The organism is Marinobacter sp. H13 (genome assembly GCF_059072335.1).
Genome location: NZ_JCACRU010000001.1, coordinates 3,862,546 through 3,877,066, shown reverse-complemented (window position 1 = coordinate 3,877,066; position 14,521 = coordinate 3,862,546). Strand labels below are relative to the sequence as shown.

Here is a 14,521-nt window from a genome sequence, read left to right as displayed (position 1 = left end):
GACGGTAATTGTTCGGGTTTAACAGGATGCTTTCACGACGACTCACCAGAATAGGTGGCGCGGCCTTGCTGACCTGCCTCGGCATTCTCGCCGGGCCGGTCACTCTGCTCGCTCAGACCGAGACCGAGCTGGTTCCTTTTGAGGCCAGCTACACCGCGGCCATGGAAAAGGGCCTCTCCCTCAATGGTACCGCAAAGCGCACACTCACCTCCCAGGGCAACGACGTCTGGCTGTACCGCACGGATGTGGACTCCTTTATCGTCAGTATCGATGAATCCCTGATTTTTCGCTGGGAGGACGGGCAAGTGATACCCATGCGATATCGCTACCGCCTGTCTGGCTTCCTGGTCAGTGACCGGAAAAACTCCATCGACTTTGACTGGTCCGAAGGCACTGCGACCGGGGAGCACAAGGGAAAACCCTTTGAGATAGAGCTGGAAGAGGGGCTGCTGGACCCGCTGGGGTATCAGCTTCAACTGCACCAAGACATCAAGGCCGGCAAGCGCGAGATGACCTATCGGGTGCTTGATGGCGACTCCATAGACACCGACCGTTTCGCAGTAATCAATGGCGGGAAAATGAACACCGGCAGTCAGCAGAGGGCCACACTCAAGGCAGAGAAGGTTCGCGAGGATTCCAAGCGCCAGACGCTGATGTGGTTCTCGCCGGAGCAGAATTTCCTGCTAGTCCGCCTCAGGCAGGTTGAGCCGGACGGCAGCACCTACGAATTGAAACTCAAGGAAGCAGAGTTCGAGCGCTAGACCTCACGCCCGGCCTCGCGCCACACGGCCTTGACCTCATCGGCAATGATCCGGAGGCCCTCGGCAACCCGATCGTCGTCCTGGGAGTAGGTCACGCGCAGACACTCATGCCGGTGCCTCCAGCCATCTTCCGGTAATCCGGGAAAGAAATAGTGTCCGGAAACGACCAGAACCCCTCGGCTCTTCAACCGCTGATACAGCTCAAGGCTGCAGATCGGCAGATCCGGGAACCAGAGCCACAGGAACATGGCGCCCTCGGGCTTGTGCACATACCAGCGGCAGCTGTCCTCTCCCATGGCCTCCCGGAACGCGGATACCGCCCGTTCCATCTTCGCCTTGTAGAACGGGCAAACCACATCCCTGCTCAGGGACAATATTTCGCCGGAACGAACCAGAGGCTCGGCCAGCATGGCGCCAAAACTGCCCGTGGCCAGGTTCATAATGGCATTAATGCCTGACAACGCCTTGATCACCGGCTCGGCGGCAATCACGATTCCGGTCCGCGCTGCCGGCAAACCAAGCTTCGAGAGGCTCAGGCAGAGGATGATCTGGTCGTTCCAGGTGGGTGTTGCATCAACGAACAGCAAGCTCGGAAATGGTGTGCCATACGCGCCATCGACGATCAGTGGTATGTCGTGTTGGCGGGCGAGCTCTTCAAGCCGGGCAAGCTCTTCGTCAGTAACGACGTTACCGGTCGGATTGGTGGGACGTGACACACAGATAGCGCCGGTCTCACCGGTAACCTCTACGGCATCAAAATCCACCCGGTATTTGAACTCGTGGGCGTCGGTGAACGAGATGTCCGGCTGCACCGCATGGAACAGGCCCGGTTCAATGCCAGCGTCAGCGTAGCCGATGTACTCGGGCGCAAGCGGCAAAAGAATATGCTTGCGGTTACCGTCTCCGTAGTCTCCGCCAAACATGTTGAACAACATGAAGAAGGCCGCCTGGCTGCCGTTGGTCAGGGCGATATTCTCAGGTTTCAGGCCCCAGCCATATTCGCGGTTGAGCAGCTCGGCGAGCGAGGCGATAAACTGCTTTTCCCCCTGAGGCGGATCGTAGATGCCGACCAGACGGCGAACATCGCCCTCGTTACGACTCATATCCGCGAGAATTTCCTGTACTCTCTGCTGGATCTCGGGAATATGCCCGGGATTTCCCCCGCCCATCATGATCATGTCGTCGCCGGATGCCATGGCGTTACCCAGGTCATCCATGAGGGACGTGATACCGGCATCGGCGGTGAACTTGCGACCAAAAGCAGAGAGTTTCATGGGATAAAATCCATCTGACCTATTCTGAATACAACGGGTAATACCGAAAGTGTAGCTTGCTCGCTCCCCAACGTTTATTCGGTGAGCGAAATGCCAAGGTTACTGACGCCCTCGTTGGCTGCATCCTCCCGGAGACGGGCCACGAACTGATCGGTTGGCGTGCGTTGGCGCTTCAGCTCCAGGATCAGGTCCCGCTGGAAGGTTTTGTCTTCTTTCATCAACGGGTGATGATCAAGCAGACGGACGAGCTCGTCTTCCTCGAGGTCTTCCCCTTCGGACAGCTCAATAAAGTTCATCACGGTTCCGGTCGCCATCTGTGACGCATCGGTAGCGCGGTGTTTGGAGGGGTTCAGGCGGTTCAGCAGCGCCTGCTCCAGTAGCTGACAGAAGTCGAAGGCCGGGTAAACACCGTAGGCGTCGTAGGCGTCCACGTCCGGCGACAGGGTTTCCAGTTTGGCGAGCAACTGCGGGATCGCCGATTCGGAGACGTCTTTTTGGAGCAAGTCCCAGCCAAGATCGAGAAGCTGGCGCATTTTGGCACCGGTCTTCAGGCCCATGGCATCGGCAAACAGGGCGTAGTTCGGGAATGAGCGCTCAGCCAGAGCGAGCAGGAAGGCGCATTCGCGCCATCCCTGCAGTTGTGAAACGGCTTTCAGGAACTGGTTGGCGTTCATGTCCTGGGCAGGGTCACGCCGGTCTGGCCAAGATATTTGCCACCCCGGTCTTTGTAGCTGGTTTCACAGATCTCGTCGGATTCAAAGAAGAGCATCTGGGCGACGCCTTCGTTGGCGTAGATCTTCGCCGGCAGGTTGGTGGTGTTGGAAAATTCCAGCGTAACCTGGCCTTCCCATTCTGGTTCCAGCGGGGTGACGTTGACGATGATGCCGCAACGCGCATAGGTGGACTTGCCCAGGCAGATGGTCAGGACGCTTCGTGGAATGCGGAAGTATTCAACGGTGCGGGCCAGTGCAAAGGAGTTCGGCGGGATGATGCAGACGTCGCCGGTGTAGTTGACGAAGCTGTTTTCGTCGAAGTTCTTCGGGTCCACGGTGGCGGAGTGGACGTTGGTGAAGATTTTGAATTCGTTGCTGCAGCGTACGTCGTAGCCGTAGCTGGAGGTGCCGTAGGAGATCACGCGGCCTTTTTCGGTTTCACGAACCTGTCCGCTTTCGAACGGTTCGATCATGCCGTGTTGTTCGGACATCCGGCGAATCCACTTGTCGGATTTGATGCTCATTGGCGAAGTCTCGTATCCACTGGGAAAATTGGGGCGTAGTTTACCTTTTCCCTTGGGGTCTGTCGAAGGCTGTCGAGTCTTTACTTCTGGGGGCTGCAGCTGGGTGCTCGGACCTCAGAATTGGCGGGCTGCGCTCATAGGAGCAGCCTTCCAAAAACCGCTACGAGCACATATATGTAGACCTCTTGTTGCGCAAGCCTCCCAAGCTCTCGGTGGTGTAAAAAGTTAACTGGGTAAAACTGCGCACGTATATCCGGCCTTTATGATGAGTCACTTCGGTGACTCTGGCCTCAATGAAAACCGCGCCCTTGCCGCTTATCGTCCGTACGGAGTTGGAGCTCCGTGTGCTCGCCAGCATTCACAAGGGCCGGTTTAACCCTGTTAACTCATTACTCACCGCATTTGCGTGGGGTGCCTTTGCTCCTTGGGTGCTGCTTTACGCCGCCCGGTACTCCGTTTGGTGGTAGAGCATTGCCCATAGAATTCTTGCCAACTTGTTGGCCACGGCAATCACCGCTTTGTGTTTGCCTCTGCGCTCAATAACCCCTGCCGCCCAGCGTGATAGCCGGTCGGTGGCTTTATCCGTGTATCGGATGACCGACCAGGCACCCTGAACCAATAATCGGCGCAGATAGTTATTCCCTCGACGGGTGATGCGTCCGAGCTTTTGCTTGCCGCCACTGGAGTGTTCGTTCGGAACCAATCCCAGATTGGCTGCAAAGTGTCGCCCGCTCTTAAATGCCTTACCGTCACCGGCATAGGCCACCACCGCGGTTGCCGTTTTCTCCGCAACCCCTTTCACGCCCATCAGGCGCCGTGCCGGCTCCAGCTGTTTGGCTGTTTGCTTCAGTTTCGCCTCATGCATCTGTATCTGGCGATTGGCCTCTCTCCACTCTTCCAACAGACTCTGTAAGGCCTCTCTGGCAGCACAGGTCAGTGGGTTCTCCGCGTCCTCCAGCAACTCTGGTAACGCCTTGAGTAATCGCTCCTTGCCCGGCGCAACGATGACGCCGTACTCGTTCAGAAAGCCCCGGATCTGATTGATCAACGCGGTCCGGGCCTGGACCTTCCGATTGATCAGCTTATGCAGCACCAGTATGTCTGTTTGCTCCAGCGATCTCGGTTCCACAAACCGCATCCTCGGTCGCCGGGCGGCCTCTGTAATCGCAAAGGCATCGTTCCGGTCGTTCTTGTTGCCCTTCACAAACGGCTTCACATGCTGGGGCGGAATCAATAACACCTCAAAGCCCAGCTTCTTTAGCTCCCGACCCCAGTAGTTCGAACCACTGCAGGCCTCCATGGCAATCGTCGCTTCCGGATACTGCAGCAACTTCTCAATCAGCCTATTCCTGCGCACTTGATGATTGAACGCCGGGTTGCCGCTTCGGTTCACACCACAAACCTGAAAGACAGTTTTTGCCAAGTCGATTCCGATTAGGGTAACGTTCATCTGAACACCTCTTGTTGTTGACCTATTGATTTTGCACATCTAATAGTGGCGCTTTGACGCCGATCTCAACAAGAGGTGTTCATCCCATCATCCATGTGCGCTTGGCGAAGGCCATCCATGGCCTTCGACATTTTTGGAAGGCTGCCCCTAAGACCGCGAACTAACATCGGAGTGAAACGCCGCAAACCTTGAGACGTTGTCAGTGCTCCGTCACTGAAACGCTTGAGATCGAACCGGAAAGGTTCCGCTCCCGAGTGGACAGTTCAGCCCCTACCCTTCTCGCGATATCCCGGTAACGACGGGCCACTTCGGAATCCGGTTCGGCGATCACCGAGGGGGTGCCGCCATCGGTTTGTTCGCGGATGGTCATGTGCAGGGGCAGCTGGCCGAGGAGCGTTGTGTCGTATTCCTGGGCAATGCGTTCGCCGCCGCCGTGGCCGAAGAGAGGCTCTTCGTGGCCGCAGTTGCTGCAGATGTGGACGCTCATGTTTTCGACAACGCCCAACACGGGGATGTCGACTTTGCGGAACATTTCGATGCCTTTCTTGCCGTCCAGCAAAGCGATGTCCTGGGGTGTGGTGACGATGACCGCGCCGGTTACCGGGACTTTCTGGGCCAGGGTGAGCTGGATGTCGCCGGTGCCGGGGGGCATGTCGACGATGAGGTAGTCGAGTTCATTCCAGAGGGTCTGCTGGAGCAATTGCATCACGGCGCCACTGACCATGGGGCCGCGCCAGACCATGGGGGTTTTCTCGGTAACGACAAAAGCCATGGAGTTGGCCTGGAGGCCGTGGGCATCCATGGGGACGAAGTATTTGTTTTCGCGGGTGTCCGGGCGTTTGCCTTCGGGCACGCCGAGCATCATGCCGATGCTGGGGCCGTAGATGTCGGCGTCGAGGATGCCAACCCGTGCGCCTTCGGCCTGGAGTGCCAAAGCCAGGTTGACGGCGGTGGTGGATTTACCGACGCCACCCTTGCCCGACGCGACAGCGATGATGTTTTTCACGCCGGGTACTGAGGGCAGGTCTTTCTGGACTTTGTAGGAGTGGATTTTCTGGCCCACGTGGACGTCTACCTTCTCGACACCGTCGACGTCTTCCAGAGCATTACCGACAAGCTGCTTGAGGGCACCTGCAATGCCTTTCGAGGGGTATGGCAGCTCGACCATGAGGGTGACGTTTCCGCGCTCGTCGGCGTTCAGGGATTTTACGGCACCCAGTTGGTAGAGGTCCTTGTTGAGGTAAGGATCACGGTACTCGCGAACCGCTGATTGCAGGGCCTGCTCAGAAATCTGTGTCATCGGGTTCTCCGGAATAAGCTCATGCTCGATTTTAAGCACGGAAACAGGTGATTCGGGTGAAAATTATCTGCTCGGAAGGTATCATCTGTGCCCGTTTCTGACCATATGGGATCTTTACCTGGGGCAATCAATCCAGACAGCCGCCAGTCCCCGTTTTGTCTTTCCAACCCGTGTCAACATAAGGTTCGGACATCACCATGACGCAAGCGAGCAAGCAACAGCGCGATATTCTGGTTACCAGCGCCCTGCCGTACGCCAACGGCCCTATCCATCTCGGGCACCTGCTGGAATACATTCAGACCGATATCTGGGTACGCTACCAGAAGATGCGGGGCCAGAATTGTTTCTACGTTTGCGCCGACGATGCCCATGGCACCGCCATTATGCTCCGCGCCGAGCGGGAGGGTATTACGTCCGAGCAGCTGATCGACCGGATCCGTGAGGAGCACCAGGAAGATTTCGCCGGGTTCCACATCCGCTTTGACAACTATTACACCACGCATTCCGAAGAGAACCGCCAGTTCTCGGAGTACATCTACCGTCAGTTGCAGGAAAACGGGCACATTGCCACGCGCAAGATCACCCAGTCCTACGACCCGGAAAAGAACATGTTCCTGGCGGACCGGTTCATCAAGGGCACCTGCCCGAAGTGCAAGACCGAGGACCAGTACGGTGATAACTGCGAGGCCTGTGGCGCCACCTACACACCTGCCGAGCTGATCAACCCGCGCTCGGCGGTCTCCGGCGCCACGCCTATCGAGAAAGAGTCCGAGCACTATTTCTTCAAGCTGCCGGATTTCCATGACTTTCTCGCCAAGTGGACCCGCAGCGGCACGCTGCAGCCCCAGGTCGCCAACAAGCTGGCGGAATGGCTGGACGCAGGCCTCCAGGAATGGGACATCAGCCGTGATGCCCCCTACTTCGGTTTCGAAATTCCGGACGCTCCCGGCAAGTACTTCTACGTGTGGCTGGACGCGCCGATCGGCTACCTGGCCAGTTTCAAGAACCTGTGCAACCGTGAAGGCATCGATTTCGAGCACTTCTGGAAAGCGGATTCCGAGGCCGAGGTCTACCATTTCATCGGCAAGGACATCATCAACTTCCACGCGCTGTTCTGGCCTTCCATGCTTCACGATGCCGGCTTCCGCACGCCGACGGCCGTCTGGGCCCACGGCTTTGTAACCGTCAACGGCAAGAAGATGTCCAAGTCCCGCGGTACGTTTATCATGGCCCGCACCTACCTGGACCATCTGAACCCGGAATACCTGCGCTACTACTTTGCCGCCAAGCTGACCGGCAGCGTGGATGACATGGACTTGAACCTGGAGGACTTTTCCGCCCGGGTTAATTCGGACCTGGTGGGCAAGGTGGTGAACATCGCCAGCCGCAGTGCCGGCTTCATCACCAAGCGTTTCGACGGTCAGCTTGGTCAGGTCACCGAACATGCCAAACTGAAGGAATTCATCGAAGCCGGCCAGGAAATCGAGGAATTCTATGAGGCCCGCGAATTCGGCCGCGCGATGCGCCGGATCATGGAACTCGCCGACATTGCCAACCAGTACGTCAATGACGAGCAGCCCTGGGTGATCGCCAAGCAGGAAGGCCAGGATGAAAATCTGCAGGCTATCTGCACCAACGCCATCAACATGTTCCACCTGCTGATGACCTACCTGGCACCGGTACTACCGGAAACCGCCAAGGCCTCCGAGGCGTTCCTGAATGCGCCGCTGGACTGGAACAAACGCGCAGAACGCCTCGAGAACCATGGCATCAACAAGTTCAAGCCGTTGATGAACCGTGTCGACATGGCCCAGATCGAGAAAATGCTGGATGCCTCCAAGGAAGAGTTGCCTGCAGCGACCGGCAAACCGGCACCTGCTTCCAATCTTGAGCCCATCGCGGATGAAATAGAATTTGGCGATTTCGCGAAAGTGGATCTTCGCGTCGTTAAAATTGTCAAAGCCGAGCACGTGGAAGGTGCCGACAAACTTCTTCGCCTTACCCTTGACGTGGGGCACGGCGACCGCAACGTGTTTGCTGGTATCAAGTCTGCTTACAGGCCGGAAGATCTCGAGGGGCGCCTGACTGTCATGGTGGCCAACCTCAAACCGCGGAAAATGAAGTTCGGGATGTCCGAGGGCATGGTTCTGGCAGCAGGCCCCGGTGGCAAGGATATCTTTATCCTGTCCCCGGATTCCGGCGCCACCCCCGGCATGCGGATTATGTAAGGGCGGCCGGGCAACGCTGGCAGGGGTCCAAGGGAGCAAGGTAAATGACCGAATATCTGCTGATTCTGGTCAGCACCATTCTGGTGAACAATTTTGTACTGGTTCAGTTCCTGGGCCTGTGCCCCTTTATGGGCGTATCCGGAAAACTGGAGACGGCCATGGGGATGTCCCTGGCCACCACGTTCGTTCTGACCCTGGCTTCGGTGTGCAGTTACCTTGCCTATACCTACCTGCTCGAGCCGCTGGACCTCGCGTTCCTCAGAACCATCACCTTTATCCTTGTGATTGCCGTGGTGGTTCAGTTCACCGAGATGGTGGTGCGCAAAACCAGCCCGTTGCTTTACCGGGTATTGGGCATCTTCCTTCCGTTGATCACCACGAATTGCGCGGTGCTGGGCGTCGCCCTGCTTAACATCAACAAGAACAACAACTTCGTTGAGTCCGTGTTGTATGGATTTGGTGCAGCAGCGGGCTTCTCGATGGTTCTGGTGCTGTTCGCCGCCATGCGTGAGCGCATCGCCGTGTCCGATGTGCCGGTGGCCTTTCGCGGTGCTGCCATCGGGCTGGTGACAGCCGGGTTGATGGCCCTGGCTTTCCTGGGCTTTGGCGGCCTGGTCAGCGTTTGATCGGCCGGCGGGATTAGGAGTAACAGGTTATGTGGACAAGCGTTCTTGTTGCCGTTTTGGTGCTTCTGGCCCTGGCCGTTGTTTTCGGCGGCCTGCTCGGATTTGCGGCCGAACGGTTCAGGGTGGAGGGCAACCCGCTGGTGGATCAGATTGACGCCCTTCTTCCCCAGACCCAGTGTGGCCAGTGCGGCTATCCCGGTTGCCGGCCCTACGCCGAATCCATTGCCGAGGGGGGGCCGATCAACAAATGCCCGCCGGGCGGCGAGTCTACCATCAAGGCACTGGCAGACCTGCTGGATGTGGAACCGGAACCCCTGGATGCCGAACACGGCGTTGAACAGGTCAAACGGGTTGCGGTGATTCGTGAGGACGAATGCATTGGTTGCACCAAGTGCATCCAGGCCTGCCCCGTGGACGCCATTCTTGGCGCCGCCAAGCACATGCACACGGTCATTGAGAGCGAATGCACCGGCTGCGATCTGTGTGTTGATCCCTGCCCGGTGGACTGCATCGACATGGTGACGGTGGAACCCGATATTCGTACCTGGACCTGGACACCGCCCAAGTCCGGACTCATTGCCACCGATCGCCAGGGAGCCAGTGCCTGATGACTCAACTCTGGGATTTCTCCGGCGGCATCCATCCTCCGGAACACAAAGACATCTCAACCGCGCGTCCGATTCGCGATGCCGGCATGCCTGCCCAGTTGGTTCTGCCACTTCAGCAGCACATCGGTGATCCGGCGGAGGCCATTGTTGAGGTCGGCGAGCGGGTCTTGAAGGGCCAGAAAATTGCCGACGTTAAAACCGGCATGGGCGTTCCCGTTCATGCACCGACATCCGGAGTGATCGAGAGCATCGCCGACTTCCCTGTCCCCCATCCCTCAGGTATGGCGGACCGGTGCATCACCCTGAAACCGGATGGCGAGGACCAATGGTGCCAGCGCAGTCCAGTGGCGGATTATCGTTCTCTGGAGCGCGACGAGGTTCTGCAAATTATCCGTGATGCCGGTATTTCCGGTATGGGTGGAGCCGGCTTTCCCACCAATATCAAACTCCGGCCACCAAGGGATCGCAAGGTCAGCACGCTCATTCTGAACGGCGCAGAATGCGAGCCCTATATCACCGCTGATGACATGACCATGCGGGAAAAGGCCGACGAGGTGGTTGCCGGGCTGAAAATCATGGCGTGGATTCTGCGCCCCGAGCGTTGCGTGATCGGTATTGAGGACAACAAACCCGAAGCCATTGCCGCGCTGCGAAAAGCCACCGAAGGCACCCAGACCGAAATTGCGGTTGTTCCCACCAAGTATCCCTCAGGTGGCGAGAAACAGCTGATCCAGATACTGACCGGCATGGAAGTGCCCAGCGGCGGAATTCCCGCTGATATCGGCGTGATGTGCCAGAACATCGGAACCGCCGTTGCCGTGGCAAATGCGGTCCTGGAGGGTACGCCGCTGATTTCCCGAATCGTTACCATCACGGGGGAAGCCGTTCGGGAACCGGGCAACTTCGAAACGCTTATTGGCACACCGATTGAGCATCTGCTCGGGCAGGCTGGTGTTAACCAGGATGCGGTCAGCCGCCTGGTGCTTGGCGGCCCCATGATGGGTTACACACTCACGACCGAAGCGGTACCGGTCATCAAGACCACCAACTGCGTGATTGCGGCAACGGCAGCTGAACTGCCGGCACCACCACCGGAACAACCCTGCATCCGGTGTGGCCAGTGCGCCGAAGCCTGCCCCATGGAGCTGTTGCCGCAGCAACTTTTCTGGCACGCCAAGGCCACCGAATTTGAAAAGGCGGAGCACCTGAACCTGTTTGACTGCATAGAATGTGGCGCCTGTTCCTATGTTTGCCCGAGTTCGATTCCGCTGGTTCAGTACTATCGGTTCGCCAAGGGTGAAATCCGTGCCCAACAGGCAGAACAGTTGAAAGCCGACCGGGCCCGGGAACGCTTCGAGGCACGCCAGGAACGCCTCGAGCGCGAGCAACAGGAGAAAGAACTGAGGCGCAAGGAGCGGGCGCAGGCCGCAGCCGAAGCAGCCGCGAAAAAACAGGCAGAGGCGGAGAAAGCGGCCGCCGAAGGTCAGGCTGTTGACGAACGTGCCGCCAAGTCGGCGCTTGTGGAGCAGGCCCTGGCCCGTAAGAAAGCAAAGGCACAAGCGTCCCAGTCGCCTGCCCCCAGTGCACCGCCGACCGAAGAAAAGCCCGACATCGAGGCCCTTGAGAAGCAGCTGGAGCAGGCCAGGTCCAAGCTGGAAACCATGCAAGGCATGCTTGATGACGCCAAAGCCCAGCAGGCAGACAACGTCGAGAAGCTGGAGAGGGCCGTGGCCAAGAATCACGATCGGGCGCAAAGAGCGGAACAGGCGCTGTCTGAGGCCAGAGAAAAGCTGGCCGCCGGTCCGACTGAATCCCAGACAACCCACTAAACGAGATCAGGCAACACATCCATGGCATTTGTTCAGCAGTCATCGCCACACGCCCACAAGGCCCGGCCAACATCCCGCGTGATGTTGTGGGTTCTTATTGCGGCATTGCCTGGCCTGTTGGCCCAGACGCTATTCTTCGGCTGGGGCAACCTGATCAACGTGGTCTTCTGTATTGCCCTGGCGATCGCCTCTGAAGCTGCCCTGCTCAAGCTCAGAAAAAAGCCGGTCGCCTTCTTCATCAAAGACAATACGGCCGCCGTCACCGGCCTTCTGTTAGGTCTGTCGCTGCCACAGTTTGCGCCCTGGTGGGTATCTGCTGTCGCAGTGATCTCGGCTATCGTTGTAGCCAAACAACTCTATGGCGGGCTGGGCTCAAATCCTTTCAACCCTGCCATGGTTGGTTACGCCCTGGTTCTGGTGTCTTTTCCGGTGGCAATGACAACGAACTGGGCAGAGCCCGCCATGCTCTGGGACGGTGCTCCGGGCTTTGGCGAGACCCTGGCGACCATAGCCTCCGGCCAGCAAACAGCGGTCGATGGCTGGACGATGGCAACGCCTCTTGACGAGTACAAACACAAGATCACCACCCACACAGCAACCGAGGTGCTGAACCACCCAACGTTTGGTGAGGGTATCGCCAGAGGCTGGGAATGGGTCAATGCGGCATTTCTGGCAGGAGGCCTTCTGCTCATCGCCCTGCGGATCATTACCTGGCACATTCCGGCAGGATTTCTTGGTGGGATGATCGTAATGAGCCTGGCCTTTGGCAACAATGCCGACCTCTATGCACCACTATCCCTGCATCTGCTTGCAGGCGGGACCATGCTCGGTGCCTTTTTTATCGCTACCGACCCGGTGTCAGCAGCTACGAGCCACCAGGGGAAACTCATCTATGGAGCGGGAATTGGCATTCTGATCTACCTGATCCGCACCTGGGGCAATTATCCCGACGCCGTGGCGTTCAGCGTTCTGCTGATGAATTTTGCCGTTCCTTTCATTGATCATTACACACCTCCACGCACTTACGGCCACCACAAGGCCCGTCGGGGTGTACCGGGGAGCCAGGGGTAATCATGGCTGCAGTTGCAAAGTCCATCCGCCGCAGCGCCATCGGGCTCGGCCTGTTCGCCGTGATCACCGGCGGCACCATTGCCGTAACCCAGGTGGCCACGGAAGAGCGAATTCGTGAACAGGCCGCCCGCGCAGAGGCCCAGGCCCTGTATGAAATCATTCCCGAAAGCCGGCACAACAACGACCTGCTCAGGGATACGGTACAGTTGCCTGCCAGTGAGCGCCTGGCACAGCCCGGCCCTCTGAACGTCTGGGTAGCTCGACAGAACGAGCAGCCCATTGGCATGATAATGCCCGTAGTGGCACCCGACGGGTATTCCGGCAAGATTCATCTCCTCGTGGGAGTGGACATGACGGGGACCATTCTCGGAGTGAGGGTAACCAGTCACAAGGAAACGCCGGGGCTGGGAGACCAGATCGAAACCCGCAAATCCGACTGGATCAGGAGTTTCGATGGCCGCTCGCTGGGCAAACCACCGCACCGGGAGTGGAACGTTAAAAAGAATGGTGGAGAATTCGATCAGTTCACAGGCGCGACCATCACGCCAAGGGCTGTAGTGAAAGCGGTTCAGAAAGCGCTGATCTATTTTCGGGAAAACCGTCAGATTATCCGGGAGCGGCTCAACGAAGAGCCGTCACCGAGAGACAAGATCCTGAACCCTGAAGCGATTGCCGGCGAATCGTCCAATACGGAGCATTCCTGATCATGGCAACCAAATCATCGAGCGAAATCATCCGCGACGGGCTCTGGGACAACAACCCGGCCCTCGTCCAGGTGCTTGGGCTCTGCCCGCTTCTGGCCGTGACCAGTACCGTTGTTAATGCCATCGGGCTGGGGCTGGCTACACTCATGGTGCTCATGGGGTCCAATCTTGCCGTGTCACTGATTCGCAATTTCGTAAGCGAGTCTGTGCGCCTGCCCGCATTCGTCATGATCATCGCTTCATTCGTAACCTGCGCCGAATTGCTCATGCAGGCCTTCACCTATGAGCTCTATCTGATTCTTGGCATCTTCATTCCACTGATCGTCACCAACTGCGCCATCCTCGGCCGGGCTGACGCTTTTGCTTCCAGAAATCCACCACTTCCGGCACTGCTGGATGGCGCCATGATGGGCCTTGGCTTTCTGGCGGTGCTGGTTGTTCTGGGCGGCCTTCGGGAACTTATCGGACAGGGCACTCTGTTTGTGGACATGCACCTGCTGCTGGGCCCCGTTGCTGCCGATTGGGTGATCCGCCCCTTCGACAACTACCCGGATATGCTGTTCATGATTCTTCCGCCCGGCGCCTTTATCGGGCTAGGACTGCTGATCGCGCTCAAAAATGGTATCGACAACCATCTGGAAGAGCGCCGCAAGGCACATGAACCAGCGCCTGTAGCAGCAGGCAGCAAGCGGGTCCGGGTTACCGGGAACGTATCCTGAGTCCGCACTTGCACAAGACTGAGAGCTGATGAACAAACAGAAACGCATTGAGATCTTCACCCGCCTCAGGGAGGCCAACCCCAACCCGACCACCGAGCTGAACTATTCCAGCCCGTTCGAGCTGCTGATTGCCGTTATTCTTTCGGCCCAGGCCACGGATGTGGGTGTCAACAAGGCTACTGACAAGCTGTTCCCGGTCGCCAACACCCCAGAGGCCATCCTGGCCCTGGGAGTCGATGGCCTGAAGGAGTACATCAAGACCATTGGCCTGTTTAACAGCAAGGCCGAGAACGTGATCAAGACCTGTCGAATCCTGATTGAGAAACACGGCGGCCAGGTGCCGGAGCGGCGGGAGGATCTGGAGGCGTTGCCCGGGGTCGGTCGCAAAACCGCAAACGTGGTCTTGAACACCGCCTTCGGCCACATGGCCATGGCGGTGGACACTCACATCTATCGCGTGTCGAACCGCACCGGCATTGCGCCCGGCAAGAACGTTCTGGAGGTGGAGAACCGGTTGATGCGCCTGGTGCCAAAAGAGTTTCTGCTGGACGCGCACCACTGGCTCATTCTGCACGGGCGCTATACCTGTACCGCCCGCAAACCGAAATGCGGCGCCTGTATCATTGAGGACCTGTGCGAGTTCAAGCAGAAACGGGATTATCTCTGAATCCTCGGCTTAAAAAAGCCGGCATCTTGCCGGCTTTTTGTTTCAGA

At 58.0% G+C, this 14,521-nt stretch carries 14 protein-coding genes; 9 read left to right on the top strand and 5 right to left on the bottom strand.

The features are described 5' to 3' along the window. Positions 1–26: 26 nt before the first annotated feature. Positions 27–761 carry a DUF3108 domain-containing protein gene (locus AC5JQH_RS18050; RefSeq protein WP_493791722.1) on the top strand — a complete coding sequence of 245 codons (735 nt, stop codon included), beginning with the start codon at positions 27–29 and terminating at the stop codon, positions 759–761. Here the strand turns inward: AC5JQH_RS18050 and AC5JQH_RS18045 are convergent. The 5 genes from AC5JQH_RS18045 to apbC form a co-directional block, all read right to left on the bottom strand. After that, positions 758–2,035, bottom strand: a complete 1,278-nt coding sequence (locus AC5JQH_RS18045; RefSeq protein ID WP_053114916.1) for a valine--pyruvate transaminase — start codon at positions 2,033–2,035, stop codon at positions 758–760. The genes AC5JQH_RS18050 and AC5JQH_RS18045 overlap by 4 nt on opposite strands. Positions 2,036–2,109: 74 nt before the next feature. After that, a complete protein-coding gene (locus AC5JQH_RS18040) occupies positions 2,110–2,709 on the bottom strand; it encodes a YjaG family protein (protein ID WP_008172846.1) in 600 nt (199 codons plus the stop codon). After that, entirely contained in the window at positions 2,706–3,272 is a 567-nt protein-coding gene (dcd, locus tag AC5JQH_RS18035) for a dCTP deaminase (protein ID WP_008172848.1), read from the bottom strand. The genes AC5JQH_RS18040 and dcd overlap by 4 nt, the downstream gene beginning before the upstream one ends. 436 nt (positions 3,273–3,708) lie before the next feature. Next, positions 3,709–4,722: an IS110 family RNA-guided transposase gene (locus AC5JQH_RS18030; protein WP_286816921.1), complete on the bottom strand. Its 1,014-nt coding sequence runs from the start codon at positions 4,720–4,722 to the stop codon at positions 3,709–3,711. Positions 4,723–4,921: 199 nt separating this feature from the next. After that, positions 4,922–6,022 carry an iron-sulfur cluster carrier protein ApbC gene (apbC, locus tag AC5JQH_RS18025; protein ID WP_008172850.1) on the bottom strand — a complete coding sequence of 367 codons (1,101 nt, stop codon included), beginning with the start codon at positions 6,020–6,022 and terminating at the stop codon, positions 4,922–4,924. 197 nt (positions 6,023–6,219) lie between these two features. Here apbC and metG point away from each other — a divergent pair, with 197 nt between their 5' ends. Genes metG through nth form a run of 8 tightly spaced genes read left to right on the top strand, consistent with a single transcriptional unit; the run spans position 6,220 to position 14,474 of the window. After that, a complete protein-coding gene (gene metG / locus AC5JQH_RS18020) occupies positions 6,220–8,250 on the top strand; it encodes a methionine--tRNA ligase (protein ID WP_008172853.1) in 2,031 nt (676 codons plus the stop codon). 44 nt (positions 8,251–8,294) lie between these two features. After that, positions 8,295–8,876, top strand: a complete 582-nt coding sequence (rsxA, locus tag AC5JQH_RS18015) for an electron transport complex subunit RsxA (RefSeq protein ID WP_014576726.1) — start codon at positions 8,295–8,297, stop codon at positions 8,874–8,876. Between the two features lie 29 nt (positions 8,877–8,905). Beyond that, on the top strand, positions 8,906–9,484 hold the full coding sequence (gene rsxB / locus AC5JQH_RS18010; RefSeq protein WP_092031906.1) for an electron transport complex subunit RsxB: 579 nt from the start codon (positions 8,906–8,908) through the stop codon (positions 9,482–9,484). Then, entirely contained in the window at positions 9,484–11,313 is a 1,830-nt protein-coding gene (gene rsxC / locus AC5JQH_RS18005; RefSeq protein WP_288365770.1) for an electron transport complex subunit RsxC, read from the top strand. The genes rsxB and rsxC overlap by 1 nt, the downstream gene beginning before the upstream one ends. A gap of 21 nt (positions 11,314–11,334) precedes the next feature. Then, a complete protein-coding gene (gene rsxD / locus AC5JQH_RS18000; protein ID WP_041645144.1) occupies positions 11,335–12,384 on the top strand; it encodes an electron transport complex subunit RsxD in 1,050 nt (349 codons plus the stop codon). A 2-nt stretch (positions 12,385–12,386) separates the two neighbouring features. After that, the gene (rsxG, locus tag AC5JQH_RS17995) at positions 12,387–13,088 is read left to right on the top strand and encodes an electron transport complex subunit RsxG (protein ID WP_482931016.1); all 702 of its coding nucleotides are present in this window, start codon (positions 12,387–12,389) and stop codon (positions 13,086–13,088) included. A 2-nt stretch (positions 13,089–13,090) separates the two neighbouring features. Next, positions 13,091–13,807, top strand: a complete 717-nt coding sequence (locus AC5JQH_RS17990; protein ID WP_008172865.1) for an electron transport complex subunit E — start codon at positions 13,091–13,093, stop codon at positions 13,805–13,807. Between the two features lie 28 nt (positions 13,808–13,835). After that, entirely contained in the window at positions 13,836–14,474 is a 639-nt protein-coding gene (gene nth / locus AC5JQH_RS17985; protein WP_008172868.1) for an endonuclease III, read from the top strand. The last annotated feature ends 47 nt before the right edge of the window (positions 14,475–14,521 follow it).

Coding starts and splice junctions, on each gene's coding strand:
- AC5JQH_RS18045 (WP_053114916.1), bottom strand. CDS start 2,035: ATGAAACTCTCTGCTTTTGGTCGCAAGTTCACCGCCGATGCCGGTATC.
- rsxA (WP_014576726.1), top strand. CDS start 8,295: ATGACCGAATATCTGCTGATTCTGGTCAGCACCATTCTGGTGAACAAT.
- nth (WP_008172868.1), top strand. CDS start 13,836: ATGAACAAACAGAAACGCATTGAGATCTTCACCCGCCTCAGGGAGGCC.
- rsxC (WP_288365770.1), top strand. CDS start 9,484: ATGACTCAACTCTGGGATTTCTCCGGCGGCATCCATCCTCCGGAACAC.
- AC5JQH_RS18040 (WP_008172846.1), bottom strand. CDS start 2,709: ATGAACGCCAACCAGTTCCTGAAAGCCGTTTCACAACTGCAGGGATGG.
- AC5JQH_RS18030 (WP_286816921.1), bottom strand. CDS start 4,722: ATGAACGTTACCCTAATCGGAATCGACTTGGCAAAAACTGTCTTTCAG.
- apbC (WP_008172850.1), bottom strand. CDS start 6,022: ATGACACAGATTTCTGAGCAGGCCCTGCAATCAGCGGTTCGCGAGTAC.
- AC5JQH_RS18050 (WP_493791722.1), top strand. CDS start 27: ATGCTTTCACGACGACTCACCAGAATAGGTGGCGCGGCCTTGCTGACC.
- rsxG (WP_482931016.1), top strand. CDS start 12,387: ATGGCTGCAGTTGCAAAGTCCATCCGCCGCAGCGCCATCGGGCTCGGC.
- rsxB (WP_092031906.1), top strand. CDS start 8,906: ATGTGGACAAGCGTTCTTGTTGCCGTTTTGGTGCTTCTGGCCCTGGCC.
- AC5JQH_RS17990 (WP_008172865.1), top strand. CDS start 13,091: ATGGCAACCAAATCATCGAGCGAAATCATCCGCGACGGGCTCTGGGAC.
- rsxD (WP_041645144.1), top strand. CDS start 11,335: ATGGCATTTGTTCAGCAGTCATCGCCACACGCCCACAAGGCCCGGCCA.
- dcd (WP_008172848.1), bottom strand. CDS start 3,272: ATGAGCATCAAATCCGACAAGTGGATTCGCCGGATGTCCGAACAACAC.
- metG (WP_008172853.1), top strand. CDS start 6,220: ATGACGCAAGCGAGCAAGCAACAGCGCGATATTCTGGTTACCAGCGCC.